This is a genomic window from Klebsiella sp. (genome assembly GCF_027492335.1).
Lineage (GTDB): Bacteria > Pseudomonadota > Gammaproteobacteria > Enterobacterales > Enterobacteriaceae > Klebsiella > Klebsiella huaxiensis.
Window position 1 is genome coordinate 158,812 of record NZ_JAPUEW010000008.1, and the last position, 20,525, is coordinate 179,336.

Here is a 20,525-nt window from a genome sequence, read left to right on the forward strand (position 1 = left end):
AATGAAGAATTTTCGTTATTCTGGGATTGCATTAGCTGTGGTGTCGGCATTGTTATCGGGTTCCTCGCTGGCGGCGGAAAGTAGCGATGTGGGGGAGATTAACGTCAAAGGACAGTCGCTCGGCGGCGGTCTGATGGTGCAGGAAGACAGCAGCAAAGCGCGCTCCACTCTGACCAAAGAAGCGATGGATAAAGCGCCGGGTGCCAGCAATGCCATCGACATGCTGAAATATACGCCGGGTATGAACGTCAACAGTAATGACGCCAGCGGCCTGAGCGGTATCGATTACACCATGCGCGGGATGAACTCCGATCAAATCGGCCTGTCGATGGATGGCATTCCGATTAACGATTCGGGCAACTACGCGGTCTATCCGAACCTGTTGGGCGATGCGGAAAACCTTGAGCAGATCTTTGTTACTCAGGGATCTTCCGAAGCTGACGGCCCGCATATCGGATCCAGCGGCGGTAACATTGGTCTCGTTACCAGGCGCCCCTCCAAAGAGTTCGGTGGCTTCGTTAAGCAAACGCTGGGCAGCAATAATCTGAGCAAAACTTTCGCCCGCCTGGAGACCGGCGAGTACAACGGTTTCAGCAACTGGCTCTCTTACTCGCACACTGAAGCCAAAAAATGGCGCGGAGAAGGGCGTAACTATTCCGATAAGTTCGAGATGAACTCGCTTTATGAGGACGGGAATGGCAACAGCAGTAACCTGATCATGAAGTACAACCGTCAGGATAACAGCAACTACAACACTCTAAGCAAAGCGCAGTTTGATGAAGACCCGCGTCAGGACTACTCGACCTCTCCGGTCTATAACAACAAAGGTCAGTTGAGCAAATATTACAAGCTCAACCGCAACCCGTTTGAAACCTTCACGCTTTCTTTCTCACAGCGATTGCAGTTGCGTGACAACCTCGCGTTAACCGTTCAACCCTATTACTACTGGGGTAACGGTGGCAGCTTTACCGGGCAAACGGCGTCGGTGCTGTCGAATACCTCCGATAAAGCCGGGCAGTACGACCTGAGCAATTTGAGTTCCAATACCTACTACCGACCTTCGTGGACCCAGACCTGGCGACCGGGCGTCACCACTAAGCTGAAGTGGGACATTAACGACGAGCACAGTCTGGATATCGGCTACTGGTACGAACGGGCGCGCCAGTCGCAGACCCAGCCGTTTATCAGCATTCAGGATGACGGCAATCCGGCGAACGTCTCCGGTAAACCGGGCGGCTCCGATCAGGTGAAAGACGCCAACGGCAACACGGTACAGGGCCGTAACCAGTACACCGTCACTCCGGCGCAAAAAGTATGGCTTCAGGATACCTGGTTTGTGACACCAGACTGGACGCTGGTGGGCGGGCTGGCATACCAGTACGTCGAACGTAAAGGCGATAACAAAGGCAGCCTGTATAACGCCCCGGAAAAACGCAATGCGACCTACCATGAATTCCTGCCGAACTTTAGCATTAGCTATAAGCCGGATATGGAAAACCAGTTGTTCTATAACCTGACCCGCAACATGCGTACGCCGCCAAACTACGTGCTCTACAACGTCGGCGATTCAATCAACACCAAGCCGGAGCTGAGCTGGAACCACGAGCTGGGCTGGCGTTTCCAGCGTGAAGATATGCTGCTGAGCGCGACGCTTTTCTACATGCGCTATACCGACCGTCAGATTTCGACCACCAATGCGGATGGCGACTACGAAATGATGAATATCGGCAGCGTCGAAAGTAAAGGGGTAGAGCTGGAGTGGAGCGGTAAGCTGCCGCACAACTTTAACTACTACACCTCTTACACCTATACCCATTCCGAACAAAAAGATGACATTGTCAGCAACGGCGGTCATCCGCTGCCAACGGCAGGCAAAACCGTGCCTAACGTACCGAAAAACATGCTCAACGCATCGCTGGGTTATGACGATGGCCTCTATTACGGGAGCTTCGGCGGTAAATACGTTAGCTCGTTCTATGGCGATTTGACCAACGACGAAAAAATCGGCGGGCGCACGGTGTTTGATGTCGCCGCGGGCGTTCATCTGCCGGTGGACAAAAAAATAGTTAAAAGCGCCACTTTGCGCTTTGGTATCGATAACCTGTTCGATAAACAGTACCTGACCTCCGTACGCTCGACGACCTTTAACGCTGCTCCTTACGACGGCGTGAAGGCGAGTACCCCGTATTACAACGTCGGCGAAGAGCGCACCTTTAGCGTTTCGCTGGAAGCCACCTTTTAATTAACCGGAGGGCACTTTGATGGATGCCAACCTGATTCACGACATTATTTTCTACGTTATGTATGCCGCGCTGGCGATCGCCGTGGTGATTCTGGTGGAACGCGGGCTCTATTTTTCATGGGCCCAGCGTCAGGCTCAGCGCTTTGAGAAGGCGCTGACGCCGGAGGTCCGCCGTGTGTCGGACTTGCCGGAATCACTGACCGGGCGCAATAGCCTTCCGCTGACCATTATTCTGCCGGTGCTGGAGAAAAAACAGACGGCGGAAGACCGGGAGGCAATGAGCGACTTAATTGACGCCCAGTACCTGCTGAGTAAACCGCAGATGTCGCGCGGGCTATGGATGCTCGAAACCGTCGTTACCGCCGCGCCGCTGCTGGGCCTGCTGGGTACGATTCTGGGGATTATGGATACCTTTAAGGCGCTCTCCGCCTCGGGCGTCTCTGATGCCAGTATGGTTTCAGCCGGGATGGGCACCGCGTTGTATGCCACCGGCCTGGGGATCGCGATCGCGCTGCTGTGCCTGGTAGGTAATAACTACCTGCAAAGCCGCATGGAACGCATTAACGAACTGCTGAAGGTACTGCTGATCCGCGCCGGTAGCCCGGCTAGTCGTCCGGAGCAGGGCAGTAATCGCTGGGATGGTCGTGAGGCGCAGCGTTATGCCTGATTATCGTCGATGCGGGTGGCCGGGAGGCCGCCTGATGAGCCTGTTCGCGAGCGCCTGGGTGCTGCTAAGCCTGCCCGCGCAGGCGGCGTTTTCGATACCGGGTTATGAACTGGTGTATAACGCGCCGCAGGAAACTACGCTACAGGATAACGATTTGCGTAATGCTGCCGAAGTCTGGCAGCAGATGTTTGACGCGGCGCACAGTCATATCGATCTGGCGCAGTTTTACGTGGCAAATGAAAAAGGCTCTCTGCTGGACGGCGTGTTGAATCATCTGCGGGCAGCCGGTGAACGCGGGGTGAAAATTCGTTTTCTGATGGAGGAGAAGGGCGTTGGCCTGTCGACGCCGGAAACGCTGGCGGCGCTGAAAACGATCCCGAATCTGGAGCTGCGAATTATTCCGTTCCATCGGCTGACCGGCGGGATTGTCCACGCCAAGTATTTGCTGGTAGATGGTAAACAAGCTTTTGTTGGTAGCCAGAATTTTGACTGGCGTGCGCTGGAGCAGATTCAGGAAACCGGTCTGCGCATCAGCGATGCGCAAGCGGTACAGCAGATTCAGGCTATTTTCGATCAGGACTGGCAGGCGCAGGCCCTGCTTGCAGAAAATAAACCGGTGCCGAAGCTGGCATGGCAGGCTCCGGAATCAGCCCCGCAGGGCAATTATCTGGTTGCCAGCCCGCGCGATTACAACCCGAGCGGGGTGATCGATTCGCAGGTTGAACTGCCGCGTCTGCTGGCCAATGCGAAGTCGCGGATCCGGGTGCAGGTGATGGACTACGCGCCGCTATCATGGGGTGAGAAGGGAAACCGACCTTTCTATGCCCCCATTGATAACGCTCTGCGCAGCGCGGCAGCGCGCGGCGTGCAGGTTGAACTGATGGTTGCCAGCTGGAATCTGAAAAAACCGGAGGTGTTCTGGTTAAAGAGCCTGTCTCTGGTGCCTAACGTTCAGCTAAAGGTAGTGACCATTCCTCCCGCCAGTCGGGGATTTATCCCGTTTGCGAGGGTGGTGCACAGTAAGCTGATGACTATCGACGGTTCGACGGCGTGGGTGGGAACCAGCAACTGGAGCGGGGGCTATTTTGATAACTCACGCAACCTTGAGCTGGTGCTGAATAGCGTACCGATGGCAGAGCGCGTGGACGCGCTTTACAGTCAGCTATGGAACAGCCGCTACGCGGAGCCGATCAAAGTTGACTTCGATTATCCGGCCCCGCATCCAGGTCGCGAGCATGAATAGAAAATCAGGGTACAGTTCAACGCGGTTTGAGGGAAGATCCCCGGTGGCGCGATTGCTTACCGGGGGGATGGGGTCTCTGCTGTCTCAGGGATGGTAGCCCGGACTGGCGTGTTAACGCCGCCTCCGGGGAATGCACGGAAATTGCTGTACCGCAATCGGGCTACCGGTTCAGCGCCACCTATGATTTCGGTTTAAAGCGCAGCAGACGGTTGGCATTGCTCACGACCGTAATCGAGGAAAGCGCCATTGCCGCTCCGGCGACTACCGGGTTAAGCAGGGTACCGGTCAGCGGCCAGAGGATCCCAGCGGCAATCGGAAGGCCCAGTGAGTTATAAACAAACGCTCCCAGCAGGTTCTGCTTCATATTACGCAACGTCGCTTTTGAAATTTCCAGCGCATCGGCGACGCCGTTCAGGCTATGGCGCATCAGAGTGATCGCCGCCGTTTCAATGGCGACATCGCTGCCGCCGCCCATGGCGATACCGACATCGGCCTGCGCCAACGCGGGCGCATCGTTGATACCGTCGCCAACCATCGCCACCTGATGCCCCTGGCTTTGCAGACGCTTAATGGCATCGGCTTTACCGTCCGGTAGCACCCCGGCAATTACCTCATCAATACCCGCTTCTTTGGCAATGGCATTGGCGGTGGTCGGGTTATCTCCGGTCAACATCACCAGCCGATAGCCCTGACGATGCAGTCTGGCGAGTGCCGCCACGCTATCTTCACGCAGCGGATCGCGAATGGCGAATAGCGCCGCCGCCTGGCCATCCACCGCCAGCAGCACCGGCGTTGCCCCTTGAGAAGCCTGGGCGGTCATTTCGCTTTCTATTTCGGCGGTCAGCACATTGTTCTCATTGAGTAACGCCTGATTGCCGAGCAGCAGGTTATGACCTTCGGCTTCTCCGCTGACGCCCAGCCCGCGCAGAGTACGGAAGTTATTGACCGTCGGCAGTCGGTCGTCGGCGGCTTTATCAAGGATGGCTCGCGCCAACGGGTGGCTGGAGCCTTGTTCCAGAGACGCAGCCAGACGCAGAGCGGTTGTTTCATCAATTGCGGCAAAGGTTTTTATCGCTACCACCTGCGGCTTACCTTCGGTCAGGGTGCCGGTTTTATCAAAGACCAGCGTATCCAGCGTGCTGGCGCGCTGCAGCGCATCGGCATCGCGAACCAACACGCCATATTCAGCCGCACGACCCACGCCGGAAATAATCGACATCGGCGTCGCCAGCCCCAGTGCGCAAGGACAGGCAATAATCAGCACCGTGGTGGCGATCACCAGGGTATAAACAATTTGCGGTGCCGGGCCGAAGAAGTACCAGATCGCGGCGCTGAACAGGGCAATCGCCACCACCGCCGGGACGAACACGGCGGAGATTTTGTCCGCCAGTTGGCCAATTTCCGGTTTGCTGCTTTGTGCCTGGCGCACCATACGGATGATTCGCGCCAGGGTTGTCTGGCTGCCGACGGCGCTGGCGGTAAACAGCACGCTGCCGTCCTGCACCACGGTCCCGGCGTGAACGGCGTCACCGTTGCCTTTTTGCTGCGGTATTGGTTCACCGGTCAACATGGCTTCATCAAACCACGCTTCTCCCTGGCTAATCACGCCGTCGACCGGGACGCGATCGCCGGTGGTCAGGCGCAGGGTCATCCCAGCCTGAACTTCCGCCAGCGGCAGATCTTTTTCGCCTTCATCGGTGACCACACGCGCGGTCGGCGGGGTTAAATCGAGCAATTTTTCCAGCGCTTTAGAAGAACGCTGGCGCGCGCGGGCTTCCAGCATATGGCCGAGGTTAATCAGGCCGATAATCATCGCGCTGGCTTCATAATAGAGGTGGCGGGCTTCCATCGGGAACCACTGCGGCCACAGGTTGACGCTCATCGAGTAGAGCCAGGCGACTCCGGTACCGAGCGCCACCAGCGTGTCCATGGTGGCGGTGCCGTTCTTCAGGCTTTTCCATGCGCTGCGGTAGAAATGACCGCCAGCAAATACCATCACCGCCAGAGTGATAAGACCGATAACCAGCCATAGCGAACGGTTGTCATCGCTGACCATCATGTTGTCGCCGATCATCCCCCAGCCCATCACCGGGATACCGATCAGCAGAGCGACGATAGCCTGCCAGCGGAAGCGTTTCATGGTGGCGACGGCGGTCTCCTGCTGGCGCTCGCGGCGTTCGAGATCATCTTCGATGGCCTCCGCGCCGTAGCCTGCTTTTTCCACCGCCTGCACTAATTCTGCTGCGGACGCGCTGCCCATCACCAGCGCAGTGCGTTCCGCAAGGTTGACCCGCGCCTGCGACACGCCCGGTACCGCGGCAAGCGCGTTTTGTACCCGGGAGACGCAGCTGGCGCAGCTCATGCCGTTGATTAACAGTTGTTGGCTGTCATCCTCGTCACGGGCTGCCGGAAGCTCAGAGGTGGCCGCTGTCAGCGCTTCCGACGGGATTGATGATTCTGCCAGCGGTTTAGCCTTTGGGTGGCTGAGCTCCGCGCCGTATCCGGCCTGTTTGATGGTTTCAATCAGCGATTCAGCGCTGGCGCTGCCCGTGACGTGGGCTTCGGTAACGGTAACGTCCGCCTGTTCTACATCAGGACGCTGTTCCAGACTTTCTTTCACGCGTTTAACGCAGTGGCCGCAGGAGAGGCCATCAAGCGCCAGGTCAATAGTATGAGACATGGTTTTGACTCCTTGGTTTAACAACTGTGCTTAAGCTTAAACCTTCCAGCAACTGGAAGGTCAAGCGTTAATCCTGGTGATTTTTATCGTTCGTCCCCCACGTTAAATAAGGAATAGCGGATAAAAGCGCGCGCGGCGTAAAATGAAAGACTTGCTCTCTGATAATTATCTCCAGGCTGACTTTAGAACGCTCAAATATGAGTGCGTGGCTTCTGTGTTTTTTGGTTTCAGAAAGAGCTTATTTTTGCAGGGCGAGCCGGATGCCGACCCTGATTGAGGAAAAGGGAAGGTGTTTCACGCAGTATCCCGGGAGAAGAGAAGTGCAAACTCATTATGATAATCTTAAAGTTTCTCGCACCGCGTCGGTGGAGGAGATTAAGAAAGCGTATAAACGCCTTATTTTTATTCACCATCCGGATCGCCATCCGCCTGAACTAAAAGATGAAAAAACCAAAATCATCCAGCTATTAAATGAAGCCTGGCGTACGCTTGCCGATCCAGCACTTCGCGCCCAGCACGATGCGTGGATTGCTCAGCAGGAGAATCGGGAAAACAGCGCATTCACACAGCACGATCGCCAGCGTGAACGCCAGCAGGAAGAGCGTGCCTATCGCGATTTCTGGCAGAAGATGGAAGCGGAATGGGAAGAAGAGTATCAGTTACAAAAGCGCAAAGATGAGTGGATGAATCAGCGCCGCAAGCAGGATCCTGATTACTCTTATCAGGCAAAAGCCAGCGAAGCTTTTACCGTAGCGGAAGAGATATTTGGTAAAGGCAAAGATTTTGTTAAACAGAAAGGCGCGCCGGTGGTGAGCGCTGGAAAAAGACTGGTTGTGCGAATTTTCAAATTCACCCTTGGCCTGGTGGTGCTGCTTATTGTCATTGGGGTGATTAGAGTGATTGGCCGTGAAGTAAGTAAAACGGCGGTCGAAAGTGTGGTCAACGCGCCTGCATCGGTCACTGACCAGGAAACGGCCAGTAATAATTTTATGCGCTCATTAATGAGCAATGAAGCTGATGCCAGGCAAAAGTCGGCTCCTTCTTATAAAAATAAAGGCCTTAACTTAGGCGATATCTTTATTGATGGTCACTCGCTGGTGTATGACATTCATTACTATTCTCAAAGCGCAAATATCACGTTAAACCCTGCGACATTTGTAGCGAAGACCATTGTCGATAGTAGCCCTGCCTATAATGGCAGAAACCCGTGGAGCATTATGTGCCCGCATATTGGCGACTATATGGACGCCAGTACATTTTTCCCGGCCGATGGCACTATGATTTATCGCTATATCAATGATTACAATAACGATGTTCGCATTCTGTCTGTTCCCTTCACCCTGATATGCCAGCAGGCTCCGCTATAGTTTTTATGCTGATTGGCGCTAGAATGACGGCGTAGCACCGTTGGTTGTTCCGTCAGGAGGAAACATGAATATTAGCGATGTGGCGAAAAAAACCGGCTTAACCAGTAAAGCGATTCGTTTTTATGAAGAGAAGGGGCTGGTGACGCCTCCGCTGCGTAGCGAGAACGGCTATCGTAGCTACAGCCAGCAGCATCTGGATGAACTGACTTTGCTGCGACAGGCCCGCCAGGTGGGGTTTAATCTGGAAGAGTGTCGCGAGCTGGTATTTCTGTTTAACGATCCGTCACGACACAGCGCCGACGTTAAACGCCGGACGCTGGAAAAAGTGGCGGAAATTGAACGCCATATCAGTGAGCTGCAAAGCATGCGCGCGCAGTTGCTGGCGCTGGCGGAGTCCTGTCCCGGCGATGACAGCGCGGATTGCCCGATAATCGATAACCTCTCGGGTTGCTGTCATCGCAAGGCGCAGGCTTAACGCCGTGCCGGGTTGAGCATAAAGACCACCGTGCCGCGGTAATAGGGGGAGTCATTCAACTGCATTTCCGCCTGCCGATCGCGACTGCCGTTTTGTACCAGCCCGAGTTTGAACGGAATACGCAGCCGGCTGAGCGCGGGGAGATAGTCCTGATAATTCGCCACCGTGTGGCGTCCTTGATAGCTTTGCACTACCAGTTCATCAACCGCAAGTGCGTTCAGTGTGGCAATATCGCCGGTTTTGGCCCAGTCCAGCAGGCCTGTTACCCCCAGCGCGAACTCAGGCGGCAGCTGCTGGCGTAGCTGTTGCAAAAACTGGGCGTAGTCGGCGAGCTGATATGTGGCTGCGTCAAAATCAACCTGCAGACCAACCACCTGATTGCCTGCCGCCCGCCAACGCTGCATCAGGCGTACGATCCGCGGCACAATCGTCTGTGGTACATCAAGTGTGGTAAACCGGACGGTAAGCCAGATTGCGGGAAACGTCAGGCGGCTGACCGGCAAGCCGAGACGCTGGAATATGACCTCGCCCGCGCGCGTCAGCACCTCGCCTTGATGCAGATACACCGTCTGCGCGTTCTGCAGATCGTTGCTGGCTTTCACCCCAGACCACAGCCAGAAGGCAGAATGCTGGCGCGCATCAACGTGCTCTGCCGCCTGCGCTGGCCCGGATAGCAGCGCGATTACCAGTAATATTTGAGTTTTTGTGCCCACGGGCTTCCCGGATACTGCGTTTTCAACTGCGTGAACCAGCCCTTACGCTGTAGTTTTTCGACATCTTCGCCGCCGCATTCGTTGCTACCGGAGGGGGCGTAACAGAGAATCGCCCGATAGAGCGCATAGCTTTTATCTTCCGGCTCCGCTTTCGGCGAGGTGATAATCTGCTGGTAATAGCTTTGGCGATCGTACTGTCCCAGAGGCTGCTGGCGGTTGATGGCGGCCTCGAGCATATCGTTGCCGGATTGATCTTTCCACAGATCAACATGCGTCTGCGTGGTGCGAAAGAACTCGCCCAGGCAGTTAAGCGCATGGGCATCGTCGGAGTTTTTACTGAGCACGGCGACGGTATCATCCAGGCTGCGGCAGGCATAACCGGCTTCAGTCGCCTCGCCACTCCAGTCGAAGCTGCTAAGATTGACGTCGTTAAAGGCCTCGCTGATTACTGGCTGGGTAATGGCGGTGGCGAGCTTTTTGTCGTTCAGCCAGTCGCTGAAACGACTTTCCGTGAGATCCCGCACCAGCAGCGTATGCAGAGCGATAGTACGTTCTTCATTATTGGGGCCTTTGGCTGCCTGTTGGCGTAGCAGTTCTGGCGAGGCCTGGGTTTTAAGCACTCGGGAGCGAAAGCGTAGATTGGTCACCGGGCTATTGGCGGCAAAAATAGCTGCCGCGTTACCGCTGTAGACCAGTGTTGCCGCCAGTTTTGCCTGGGTATACTGCTGTTGCTCGGGGTTTTGGCTAAGTTGTAGCAGCTGCTGCCAAAAATCGCGCGCCGCGGACCACTGTTTTTGTCCCATTAGCGCTTCGCCGTAGAGGACCTGTTCGCTGAAGGCGAGAATATCATTCGCCGGCAGCGTTTTCGCTGGCGTGACAGCCTGCAGGATGGCGGCATCGTTGCCCGTCGCGCCCCACAGCTGCAGCTGTAGGTCGCGCCATAGCGGCAGATTTCCGCTCTTCTCAAACTCTGCTTTGTTGGCGTCAAGCTGTGCCTGAGTTAAGGTCGGCTTATTGTCAGCATTCAGGCGCAGGGCGCGGAGAAGTTCGACATAGCTGACCTGCGGCGCGTCCGGGAATGCTGCCAGAACGGGCTGCGCGTAGAACGGCATGCCGAAGACATTGTCATATTCACTCACCAGTCTACGCAGTTCCCCGGCGTCGGCAGTTTGCCGGAAGGCCTGCTCATAGAGTTCTGCCAGCTGCGGCCACGCCTGCAGATACCAGTTAATGCGGCGCAACATGTTGCGCGCGGAGTCGGCATAAATCCCTGCGGGCCAGCGTTGCAAATAGGCTTGTGCTTCTTTTTGCGCTTGTGCGGCATCATCACGATTGATCCGCGCGATATCAAAATCGCCGTACTGCCCAACGCTGTTCTGGCTACTCTTGTTGAGCGCCGTGCGCATCAGCATATATTGCGCGGTCTCGGTCAGCCAGGGTTGATTACTTTCCAGCAACAGGGTGAAATCTTGGGTCGCGGCGGTGTAATTGCCGCCATAGAAGTGAGCGATGCCGGAAAGGTAATAAGCGAATAAGTCGGCGTCCGCATCTGCCGGGAAGCTATTGAGGATATCAGCGACTGCGGTGATATTGGCACCATAAAACAGTTTCAGCCGCGCCAGCGCCAGGTCATGACGCTGCTGCGGGGTCACAGAGGGGGTGGCCAGCAGGGCGGCGTTGAACTGGCTGACGGCAGCAAGAGTGTTGCTGACAAAGCGGTTTTCCAGTTCATAGTCGGATGTTCCCAGCCGTTCAGCCGAATCGGCAGCCATGACCTGTGCGGGATCGATATTCAGCACCGCCATTTGTCGGGTAAATATTTCGTCTTCGCTTTGCGCAGGCGGCGCGGGAGGCGGCGCGCTATCCCACTCCGGATGCCAGGCGAAGTAAACATCGCGGGTACGGCTGACATCAACGGGAATGGCCTGAACAGGCAGGGCGAAAGATTTCGCTTCGCTCAGCAGGCGCAACAGATTATCGCGAGAATCGTTTTCAGGGGTGAGGATTGGAACGCCTTTTAACCGGCATAGCTCGTCGCTCCATGAGCAATCTTCGATATCAGAAGAAGCATATGACTGGGTGGCTGCCGCGAGCAGGGCGCAGAGCGAAAGGGTAAACGTTGTCTTCCTGACCATGACAGGTGTCCTGTGGCGTGATTATCGTGGTACGGCTCTTATATGTAGGGTTATGCCTTCGATGGCGACCACTTCAACCTTGCTGCCCGCCGCGAGGTCGTCCTCGGCAATCACCGGCCATGAGCTATCGCCGACGCGCACGTGGCCGCGACCGTTGATCAGCGCGGTTTCCAGCGTGAAGCGACGACCGATCAGCTGTAGCCCACGCTGATTGAGCTGGGCATCTGCGGGTTTCTGGCGCTTGACGCTGTTACGCAACCAGCGTGACCACAGCCAGGCCGCCAGCAGGGTCAGCACGGCGAACAGCGTTCCCTGCCACTCCCAGCTAAACGGTAGCATCCAGATTAACAAGCCGGTAATGACCCCCGCGATGCCGCTCCACAGCAGATAACCGTTGCCGCCAAGCATTTCCGCCGCCAGCAGCAACCCGCCGAGGCTGAGCCAGAAAATATGTGGATGGGCAATAATCATCTCAATCATGATTTTTTCCGGTCGCCAGCGCCTTCTTTAATCAACTCGCTAATCCCGGCGATGGAGCCCATCAGGCTGGTGGCATCCAGTGGCATCAGCACCACTTTACTATTGTTGGCGGCACCAATCTGTTGTAGCGCATCGGTATATTTCTGCGCGACAAAGTAGTTGATTGCCTGAATATCGCCTTCGGCAATCGCCGTAGAAACCATCTGTGTGGCTCGAGCTTCCGCTTCCGCAGAACGTTCGCGGGCCTCTGCCTGTAAAAACGCTGACTGACGCTCACCTTCAGCCTTGAGGATCTGCGACTGTTTCTCACCCTCTGCTTTGAGAATTTCCGCCTGACGCACCCCTTCGGCCTCAAGGATATAGGCACGTTTGGTTCGTTCGGCTTTCATCTGAGCATTCATTGAGGCAATCAGCTCAGCCGGTGGGCGCACGTCGCGGATCTCCACGCGGGTGATTTTGATCCCCCACGGGTTAGTCGCTTCATCGACAATATGCAGCAGGCGGGTATTGATGCTGTCGCGCTGGGAGAGCATTTCGTCCAGTTCCATGGAGCCCAGTACGGTACGAATGTTGGTCATGGTCAGGTTGATGATCGCTAGCTCAAGGTTGCTAACCTCATAGGCGGCTTTTGGCGCGTCGATGACCTGAATAAAGCACACCGCATCAATAGTAACGTTGGCGTTATCGCGCGAAATGACCTCCTGCGAAGGGATGTCAAGGACCTGCTCCATCATGTTAATTTTGCGCCCGACACGATCCATAAACGGCACAACAAGGTTTAAGCCGGGTTGTAGCGTTTTTGTATAACGACCAAAGCGTTCGACGGTCCACTGGAATCCCTGAGGGACGATTTTTACACCGGCAATAACGATAACCAGTGCGACGAAAATAAGAATGGGGATAAAAATCAGCATCAAAAACCTCCTGTCTTGTTGCCTGTTGGCGCACCGAGAGCGTGGCGCATGTTTAACCAGAGTATATCTTTCTGCGCATCCAGGTGAAAGAAAACTGGAGTAAACTAGCATCGTTGTGGAAAAAATAGGAAGAATAATGACGGAAAGTAACGCTATTTTGCACCTGGAAGGTGTGGGGTTTCAGGCCGACGATGTGGTGATTCTCAACGAGGTTAATCTTCAGCTCAGGGCCGGGGAATTTAAACTGATTACCGGACCTTCCGGTTGTGGGAAAAGCACGCTATTAAAAATTATTGCCTCCCTTCTCAGTCCAACCTCAGGGCGGATTTTTTTTGAAGGTAAGGATATCAATACGTTATCGCCGGAAACCTACCGCCAGCAGGTTTCGTACTGTGCGCAGACTCCCGCACTGTTTGGTGATTCGGTGTATGACAATCTGGTCTTTCCGTGGCAAATCCGTAATAAACAGCCGGATCAGAAAGCACTGGTGGCCGATCTGTTGCGCTTTGGGCTGGCGGAAAACACGCTGGAAAAATCAATCAATGAACTTTCCGGCGGCGAAAAACAGCGCGTGTCATTGATTCGTAATCTGCAATTTTTACCGCAGGTGCTGCTATTAGATGAAATTACCAGCGCGCTGGACGAGAGTAATAAAAGCAATGTGAATGACATTATTCATCGCTATGTGACGGAAAAAAATATTGCCGTGTTGTGGGTGACTCACGATCAAAATGAAATCGCTCATGCGGATGAGGTGATTACGCTCCAGCCTGTCACGGGGAAAGTTCAGGAGGTGAAAAGTGAACGGGCATAATATTACCAATGAGTCGCTGGCGTTATCCATGCTTCTGGTGCTGGTGGCGATTGTGGTCAGCTACCGGGAAAAGCTGGCGCTGGAAAAAGATATTATCTGGAGTATTTGCCGGGCGATTGTGCAACTGATTATCGTCGGCTACGTACTGAAATATATCTTTAACGTCAATCATGCCGTACTGACCCTGCTAATGGTGCTGTTTATCTGTTTTAACGCGGCGTGGAATGCGAAAAAACGCAGTAAATATATCGATAAAGCCTTTGTCTCCTCGTTTATCGCGATAACGACCGGTGCCGGGTTAACGCTGGCGGTGCTGGTCTTTTCCGGGTCGATTGCTTTTGTGCCGATGCAGGTGATCCCGATTGCCGGGATGGTCGCTGGAAACGCAATGGTGGCGGTGGGGCTGTGCTACAACAATATGGGCCAGCGTTTTAGCAGCGAGCAGCAGCAGATTCAGGAGAAATTGAGCCTGGGGGCGACGCCGAAGATGGCCTCGGCAAGGCTGATTCGCGATAGCATTCGCGCCGCGCTGATCCCAACAGTCGATTCCGCAAAAACGGTTGGGCTGGTGAGTTTGCCTGGGATGATGTCGGGCTTGATTTTTGCCGGAATTGACCCGGTAAAAGCGATTAAGTATCAGATTATGGTGACGTTTATGCTGCTATCGACCGCCAGTCTGTCAACGATTATTGCCGGGTATCTGACCTATCTGAAGTTCTTCAACGCTCGCCATCAGCTGGTGGTGACGCAGTTGAAAAAGCGATCGTAAGTTTCCTCCCGGGTTGCGGCGTAAACGCCTTACCCGGGCTACCGGCCCGCAGACGGCGATGAACCCGTAGCCCGGTCAGCATAGCGCCACCGGGAAGATGCCACGCCTGGGTATCAGATCCGGCAAATTTCCCGGAGGCGATGCTGCGCATTTGTCCGGGCTACCGGCCCGCAGACGGCGGTGAACCTGTAGCCCGGTCAGCGAGAGCTGGGGTCGTTACTATTAATAAAGCAGTGAATAGAGCTGGCGGCGGTACTTCGCGGCCAGTGCGTCACCTGTGCCGAGCGCGGAGAGGATCTCCTGAAGCATCTTACGTACTTCGCCGTTGCCAGCGCCTAAGTCTTTTTGCAGATGGCTGAACAGCAGCGCCAGCGCCTCTTCATTACGCCCCACCTGATGCAGCTGCAACGCCAGTTGGGCGGCCAGCGCTGCGTCTTCCGGATTCTGCTCCACCTGCTGCTGCAGTTGCTGGATTTCCGGCGTATCGGCAGCTTTTTTCAGCAGCTCAATCTGCGCCACCAGTCCCTGATAACGGGTGTCCTGATCCTGCAATGGCACGGTCTTCAACACGGTTTCCGCTTCATCGGAACGATGCAGCGCAATCAACGTTTCCGCCAGCAGCAGGCCAATCTGGCTGTCCTGGTTCGACAACTGCCAGGCATCTTTCAGCAGCGGTAATGCATCGGCGTAGTTCTCTTCCTGCATCAGCGCCATTGCCTGCTGCGCTTTCAGCTCCTCTTCGCGAGGCAGGAATTTATCCAGCAGCGCACGAACCGCTTCTTCCGGCTGCGGCCCTTCGAATCCGTCCACCGGCTGGCCGTTCTGGAACAGGTATACCGTAGGGATAGCGCGCAGGCCAAACTGTGAAGCCAGCATTTGCTCGGCGTCGCAGTCAACTTTTGCCAGAGTAAACAGACCGTTGTACTGCGCGGCCAGGCTTTCCAGCACCGGCGTCAGCTGTTCGCAGTGTTGGCTGCGCGCGGACCAGAAATAGAACAGCACTGGCGTAGTCGCGGATTGCTGCAGCGTCTGGTGTAGGTTAGCTTCGGTAATATTGACAATATTTTGTGCGGACATGAGCGAGTCTCTTTAGTCGATATTTGTATAGATATATGGGGCCAGCGGCAGACGCTTCAACTCAGCCCTGGATAATTTTGTCCATCGCGCGGGTCGGCAGCAGACGTTTCAACAGGGCCACCGCGTGCGTCACCAGGGTTACCGGATAGCGCAGTTTTGGTTTATCGCTGACAAATGCATGGCGCACCTTTTCCACCACCGCTTCCGGCCCGAGGGTAAAACGGGCGGCGATACCCGGGTTTTCCACTGGCTTGTCGGCCTGAGTCTGGTTAACGTTGGTGGTAAATTGGGTGCGGATAGGGCCAGGCTCAATCAGGCTGACCTTAATCCCGCTATGGCGCAGTTCCATGCGCAGGGCATCGGACCACGCCTCCAGCGCATATTTACTGGCGGCATAGGCGCCGCGACCTGGGCTGGAGATTATCCCCATCACCGATGAGGTCATCACGATACGCCCTTCTCCATGCGGCTCCATTGCTGGAAGCAGCAGCATCGTTAACTGATGTGCGCCAAAAAAGTTAGCGGAAAACTGCTGCTCCATCTGCTGACGGCTAATGGTCGGCAGCGGGCCGTAGACACCGTAGCCCGCGTTGTTAAACAGGCCGTACAAACGATTGCCAGTCAGGGCGATGACCTCTGCGGCAGCGCGTTCAACGCTCTGCGGATCGTCAAGATCCAGCAAAACACCGGTCATACCAAGCTCCTGCATCCGCGCGACATCGTCCGCTTTACGGCAGGCGGCCAGCACATTAAAGCCCTGGCGCTTTAAATCCAGCGCGCTTTCAAGGCCAATTCCGCTGGAACATCCTGTAACTAAAACCGATTTTTGCATAACTTTACCTGCAGACGACTCCCGGCTATCAGGAGTCATGATTAACTAAGGGAGCCAAACGCGTGGCCATCCAGTCGGCGATAAACGGCTGGGCGTCGCGATTAGGGTGAATTCCATCGTCCTGCATCCATTGCGGTTTCAGATAAACCTCTTCCATAAAAAAGGGCAGCAGAGGAATATCAAACTCTTTGGCTAGTGCCGGATAGATTGCGCTAAAGGCTTCATTATAACGGCGACCATAGTTAGCGGGCAGGCGAATTTGCATCAGCAAAGGCTCGGCGTTCGCCGCCTTGATATCCTGAATAATGGTACGCAGGGTCTGCTCCGTCTGCTGCGGCGGGAAACCGCGCAGCCCATCGTTGCCACCCAGCTCAACCAGCACCCAGCGCGGCTGATGCTGTTTGAGCAACGCCGGAAGCCTTGCCAGCCCCTGCTGTGAGGTATCGCCGCTGATGCTGGCGTTAACGACCGGCGTTTTTGCCTGCCACTTATCATTAAGCAGCGCAGGCCAGGCGGTATTGCCCGCCATTCGATAACCGGCGCTCAGACTGTCGCCGAGAACCAACAGCGTATCGGCCGCCATCGCGCGGCAGGTAAACAGGACCAGAAACAGGAAAGGCAAATGCCAGCGGAAAACATACTTGAAGTTCATCATCTTAAGAAGTCCGTCGGTCAGGGTGAGCATCAGCTTTCCATCCTTACCGGAGTTGAGCTGGTTGTCAAACAGGGGCAGACCATCGCCCTGATTGGCGAGTCGGGTTCCGGTAAATCGACGCTGCTGGCGATTCTCGCCGGTCTGGATGACGGCACGAGCGGAGAAGTCTCGCTGATCGGGCAGCCGCTGCATCAGATGGACGAAGAGGCGCGAGCAAAGCTGCGCGCTAAGCATGTCGGCTTTGTTTTTCAATCTTTTATGCTGATACCGACGCTTAATGCGCTGGAAAACGTCGAGCTTCCGGCGCTGCTGCGCGGTGAAAGCGACAGGAAAAGCCGCGGCGGCGCTCAGGCATTGCTGGAGCAGCTAGGTCTGGGTAAACGCCTGCATCATCTGCCAGTACAACTTTCCGGCGGTGAGCAGCAGCGGGTGGCGCTGGCGCGTGCGTTTAACGGCCGCCCGGAGCTGCTGTTTGCTGATGAACCCACCGGTAACCTCGACAGGCAGACCGGGGATAAAATTGCCGACCTGCTGTTTTCACTGAACCGCGAGCACGGCACTACGCTAATTCTGGTGACCCACGACCCGCTGCTGGCGGGGCGCTGCGACCGACGGCTGCGGCTGGTTGATGGCCAACTGCAGGAGGAAGCATGATTGCCCGCTGGTTCTGGCGCGAATGGCGCTCGCCGTCGCTGCTGATTGTCTGGCTGGCGCTGAGCCTGGCGGTGGCCTGCGTGCTGGCGCTGGGATCGATAAGCGACCGCATGGAGAAAGGCCTCAGCCAACAGAGCCGGGAATTTATGGCCGGAGACCGCACGCTGCGCAGTTCGCGCGAGGTCCCTGGCGCGTGGATTGACGAAGCGCGTCGGCTCGGCTTAACCGTTGGCGAGCAGCTGAACTTCGCTACCATGACTTTTTCCGGCGATACGCCGCAGCTGGCGGAGGTGAAAGCGGTTGACGACACTTATCCGCTATATGGTCAGCTGCAAACCCAGCCGCCGGGGCTGAAGCTGCAGGCCGGAACCGTGCTGCTGGCGCCGCGATTGATGGCTCTGTTGAACCTGAAAACCGGCGACACCATTGACGTGGGTGACGCCACGCTGCGCATTGCCGGAGAGGTGATTCAGGAGCCGGACGCCGGATTTAACCCTTTCCAGATGGCACCGCGGCTGATGATGAATACCGCTGATGTGGCGAAAACCGGCGCGGTGCAGCCCGGCAGCCGCGTCTCCTGGCGCTATAAATATGCCGGAACTCCGCAGCAGCTGGCGGACTATGAAAAGTGGCTGCTGCCGAAGCTGGGGCCGGAACATCGCTGGATTGGCCTGGAGCAGGACGACAGCGCGTTAGGTAAATCGCTGGAGCGCTCGCAGCAGTTTTTACTGCTGTCGGCGCTGTTAACACTGCTGTTGGCGGTTGCCGCAGTGGCAGTGGCGATGAGCCATTATTGCCGCAGCCGTTACGATCTGGTGGCGATCCTCAAAACCCTCGGTGCCGGGCGGACACAGCTGCGCAAGCTGATCGTCGGGCAATGGCTGATGCTGCTGGCGCTGGCGGTGATTGCCGGTGGGGCGATGGGCGTCGGGCTGGAAAATATCCTGCTGGTGATGCTTAAGCCGGTGCTCCCGGCGGCGCTTCCGGCAGCAAGCGCCTGGCCGTGGCTGTGGGCGATTGGCGCGATGGTGGTGATTTCCCTGCTGGTCGGGCTGCGTCCTTATCGGCTGCTGCTGGCGACGCTGCCGCTGCGGGTCTTGCGCCAGGATGTTGTCGCTAACGTCTGGCCGCTGAAGTTCTATATTCCGCTGGTGTGCGTGGTGGTGGTTGCGTTGTTGGCGCTGCTGATGGGCGGCAGCCCTCTACTCTGGGCGGTACTGGCGGGGGCGGTGGTGCTGGCGCTGCTGTGTGGCCTGGCGGGGTGGGGCGTTCTGTGGTTACTGAAGCGCGTGACGCTGAAAGCGCTGCCGCTGCGTCTGGCGGTCAACCGCCTGCTGCGTCAGCCGTGGTCGACGCTGAGCCAGCTGGCGGCTTTCTCGCTGTCGTTTATGCTGCTGGCCCTGCTGCTGGTGCTGCGCGGCGATCTGCTTGACCGTTGGCAGCAGCAACTGCCGCCGGAAAGCCCCAACTATTTCCTGATTAACATCGCGCCAGAGCAGGTGGTGCCGGTGAAAACCTTCCTCGCTGAACATCAGACCCGCGCTACCGAGTTCTATCCGATCGTTCGCGCTCGCCTGACGCAAATTAATGGTCAGGCAGCGGAAGGCAATAAAGATGAAGCGCTGAACCGGGAGCTGAATCTCACCTGGAGCAACGAGCGGCCAGATCATAACCCGTTGGTGGCCGGAAGCTGGCCGCCGAAAGCGGGTGAAGTCTCGATTGAAGAGGGGCTGGCGCAGCGGCTGGGGGTGAAGCTCGGCGATAGCGTGACCTTTACCGGCGATACCCAGGACTTTAGCGCCAAAGTGACCAGCGTACGTAAAGTGGACTGGGAGAGCCTGCGGCCAAACTTTTTCTTTATCTTCCCGCAGGGGGCGCTCGATGGGCAGCCGCAAAGCTGGCTCACCAGCTTCCGCTGGGATAACGGCAACGGGATGCTCACCCAGCTTAACCGCGAATTCCCGACCGTCAGCCTGCTGGATATCGGCGCGATTTTGCAGCAGATCGCTCAGGTGCTGACTCAGGTAAGCCGTGCGCTGGAGGTGATGGTGATTCTGGTGACGGCCTGCGGTGTCTTGTTGCTGCTGGCTCAGGTGCAGGTGGGGATGCGTCAGCGCTATCAGGAGCTGGTGGTCTGGCGCACGCTGGGGGCAGGGAAGTCTCTGCTGCGCACCACGCTGTGGGCTGAATTTGCCCTACTGGGCGTGGTTTCCGGCGTGGTGGCGGCGATAGGTGCAGAGGTGGCGCTGGCGCTTCTGCAAAGCAAAATCTTTGATTTCCCGTGGTCTCCGGACTGGCGGCTGTGGGTAATGCTGCCGCTCTGCGGGGCGATACTGCTGTCGTTGTGCGGCGGCTGGCTGGGGTTGCGTTTGCTAAAAGGCAAAGCGCTGTTCCGCCAGTTTAGTCAGGGATAAAGTTAGTTACGTAGCCCGGGTAAGGCGTTAGCCGCAACCCGGGGTTTTTCACCCTGTACGGATGCGAGTTGCTATTGCAGATGACCGTGGTTCAGCGCAGTCAGCGGCTCATTAACGTCGAAAACTTTGCAGATAACCTCATCCACGCCGAGAGATTTCAGGCGCGCGGTGTGTTTGTTGAGGTAAGCAAGCGCAGTTGTTTCATCCTCAAAAAGATAGATCCCGCCCGCTTCCTGATTCTTTTCGCTCTCCGTCCAGACCTTCCAGATAAACCCCGGCTCCTGATTAATTGACTCGGCCAGCTCCACGAGCTGACGGGACATGTCGCTACCGAAGGGGCCATTAAAGGCAAAGTGCAGCTGTAGTAATTTTTTCGACATAATTCCTCCTTGGA

18 protein-coding genes are annotated in these 20,525 nt (G+C 56.3%); 9 read left to right on the forward strand and 9 right to left on the reverse strand.

All coding sequences use genetic code 11. The features are described from left to right. Window position 1: 1 nt before the first annotated feature. The 3 genes from QVF11_RS02790 to QVF11_RS02800 are packed head-to-tail and all read left to right on the forward strand — an operon-like array spanning window position 2 to window position 4,152. Complete coding sequence (locus tag QVF11_RS02790; protein ID WP_112214195.1) at window positions 2–2,242, forward strand: TonB-dependent receptor family protein; 2,241 nt, start codon at window positions 2–4, stop codon at window positions 2,240–2,242. Between the two features lie 19 nt (window positions 2,243–2,261). Continuing rightward, window positions 2,262–2,909, forward strand: coding sequence for a MotA/TolQ/ExbB proton channel family protein (locus QVF11_RS02795; protein ID WP_142512155.1), 648 nt, complete (start codon window positions 2,262–2,264; stop codon window positions 2,907–2,909). Then, the gene (locus QVF11_RS02800; RefSeq protein ID WP_112214197.1) at window positions 2,902–4,152 is read left to right on the forward strand and encodes a phospholipase D-like domain-containing protein; all 1,251 of its coding nucleotides are present in this window, start codon (window positions 2,902–2,904) and stop codon (window positions 4,150–4,152) included. Before QVF11_RS02795 ends, QVF11_RS02800 begins: the two co-directional genes overlap by 8 nt. 178 nt (window positions 4,153–4,330) lie before the next feature. Here QVF11_RS02800 and copA read toward each other — a convergent pair whose 3' ends face one another. After that, window positions 4,331–6,832 (reverse strand): copper-exporting P-type ATPase CopA, encoded by a 2,502-nt coding sequence (gene copA / locus QVF11_RS02805; RefSeq protein WP_287855169.1) that lies wholly within the window; start codon window positions 6,830–6,832, stop codon window positions 4,331–4,333. A 320-nt stretch (window positions 6,833–7,152) separates the two neighbouring features. Between copA and QVF11_RS02810 the strand changes: the two genes are divergently transcribed. Together QVF11_RS02810 and cueR are read left to right on the forward strand one after the other, a co-directional pair. After that, the gene (locus tag QVF11_RS02810) at window positions 7,153–8,199 is read left to right on the forward strand and encodes a J domain-containing protein (RefSeq protein WP_167492812.1); all 1,047 of its coding nucleotides are present in this window, start codon (window positions 7,153–7,155) and stop codon (window positions 8,197–8,199) included. Between the two features lie 64 nt (window positions 8,200–8,263). Further along, window positions 8,264–8,674 carry a Cu(I)-responsive transcriptional regulator gene (gene cueR, locus QVF11_RS02815; RefSeq protein WP_139541388.1) on the forward strand — a complete coding sequence of 137 codons (411 nt, stop codon included), beginning with the start codon at window positions 8,264–8,266 and terminating at the stop codon, window positions 8,672–8,674. Here the strand turns inward: cueR and QVF11_RS02820 are convergent. Genes QVF11_RS02820 through QVF11_RS02835 form a run of 4 tightly spaced genes read right to left on the reverse strand, consistent with a single transcriptional unit; the run spans window position 8,671 to window position 12,916 of the window. Beyond that, on the reverse strand, window positions 8,671–9,387 hold the full coding sequence (locus tag QVF11_RS02820) for a DUF3142 domain-containing protein (protein ID WP_112214201.1): 717 nt from the start codon (window positions 9,385–9,387) through the stop codon (window positions 8,671–8,673). The two genes, cueR and QVF11_RS02820, sit on opposite strands and share 4 nt — an antisense overlap. After that, the gene (locus QVF11_RS02825) at window positions 9,357–11,522 is read right to left on the reverse strand and encodes a PA5441 family protein (RefSeq protein ID WP_287855170.1); all 2,166 of its coding nucleotides are present in this window, start codon (window positions 11,520–11,522) and stop codon (window positions 9,357–9,359) included. Before QVF11_RS02825 ends, QVF11_RS02820 begins: the two co-directional genes overlap by 31 nt. A gap of 21 nt (window positions 11,523–11,543) precedes the next feature. Next, a complete protein-coding gene (locus QVF11_RS02830; protein ID WP_142512150.1) occupies window positions 11,544–12,002 on the reverse strand; it encodes an NfeD family protein in 459 nt (152 codons plus the stop codon). Beyond that, the gene (locus QVF11_RS02835; protein WP_112217217.1) at window positions 11,999–12,916 is read right to left on the reverse strand and encodes an SPFH domain-containing protein; all 918 of its coding nucleotides are present in this window, start codon (window positions 12,914–12,916) and stop codon (window positions 11,999–12,001) included. Before QVF11_RS02835 ends, QVF11_RS02830 begins: the two co-directional genes overlap by 4 nt. Before the next feature lie 136 nt (window positions 12,917–13,052). On the opposite strand from QVF11_RS02835, the gene fetA reads away from it, so the two are divergent. Both fetA and fetB read left to right on the forward strand, forming a co-directional pair. After that, window positions 13,053–13,730, forward strand: a complete 678-nt coding sequence (gene fetA / locus QVF11_RS02840) for an iron efflux ABC transporter ATP-binding subunit FetA (protein ID WP_112217218.1) — start codon at window positions 13,053–13,055, stop codon at window positions 13,728–13,730. Further along, entirely contained in the window at window positions 13,717–14,499 is a 783-nt protein-coding gene (fetB, locus tag QVF11_RS02845) for an iron efflux ABC transporter permease subunit FetB (protein ID WP_142512149.1), read from the forward strand. The genes fetA and fetB overlap by 14 nt, the downstream gene beginning before the upstream one ends. Window positions 14,500–14,721: 222 nt before the next feature. On the opposite strand, the gene QVF11_RS02850 is transcribed toward fetB, so the two are convergent. The 3 genes from QVF11_RS02850 to tesA form a co-directional block, all read right to left on the reverse strand. After that, a complete protein-coding gene (locus tag QVF11_RS02850; protein ID WP_287855171.1) occupies window positions 14,722–15,576 on the reverse strand; it encodes a co-chaperone YbbN in 855 nt (284 codons plus the stop codon). A 61-nt stretch (window positions 15,577–15,637) separates the two neighbouring features. Then, window positions 15,638–16,447: an SDR family oxidoreductase gene (locus QVF11_RS02855; RefSeq protein WP_167492809.1), complete on the reverse strand. Its 810-nt coding sequence runs from the start codon at window positions 16,445–16,447 to the stop codon at window positions 15,638–15,640. Continuing rightward, window positions 16,437–17,063 carry a multifunctional acyl-CoA thioesterase I/protease I/lysophospholipase L1 gene (tesA, locus tag QVF11_RS02860; protein WP_112217239.1) on the reverse strand — a complete coding sequence of 209 codons (627 nt, stop codon included), beginning with the start codon at window positions 17,061–17,063 and terminating at the stop codon, window positions 16,437–16,439. The genes QVF11_RS02855 and tesA overlap by 11 nt, the downstream gene beginning before the upstream one ends. Here tesA and ybbA point away from each other — a divergent pair. After that, window positions 17,031–17,717: a putative ABC transporter ATP-binding protein YbbA gene (gene ybbA, locus QVF11_RS02865; protein ID WP_112217238.1), complete on the forward strand. Its 687-nt coding sequence runs from the start codon at window positions 17,031–17,033 to the stop codon at window positions 17,715–17,717. The two genes, tesA and ybbA, sit on opposite strands and share 33 nt — an antisense overlap. After that, window positions 17,714–20,131 (forward strand): putative ABC transporter permease subunit YbbP, encoded by a 2,418-nt coding sequence (ybbP, locus tag QVF11_RS02870; RefSeq protein WP_287855172.1) that lies wholly within the window; start codon window positions 17,714–17,716, stop codon window positions 20,129–20,131. Before ybbA ends, ybbP begins: the two co-directional genes overlap by 4 nt. 71 nt (window positions 20,132–20,202) lie before the next feature. Here the strand turns inward: ybbP and QVF11_RS02875 are convergent, their stop codons facing one another. Next, window positions 20,203–20,511 (reverse strand): monooxygenase, encoded by a 309-nt coding sequence (locus QVF11_RS02875; RefSeq protein ID WP_112217224.1) that lies wholly within the window; start codon window positions 20,509–20,511, stop codon window positions 20,203–20,205. Window positions 20,512–20,525 lie beyond the last annotated feature (14 nt).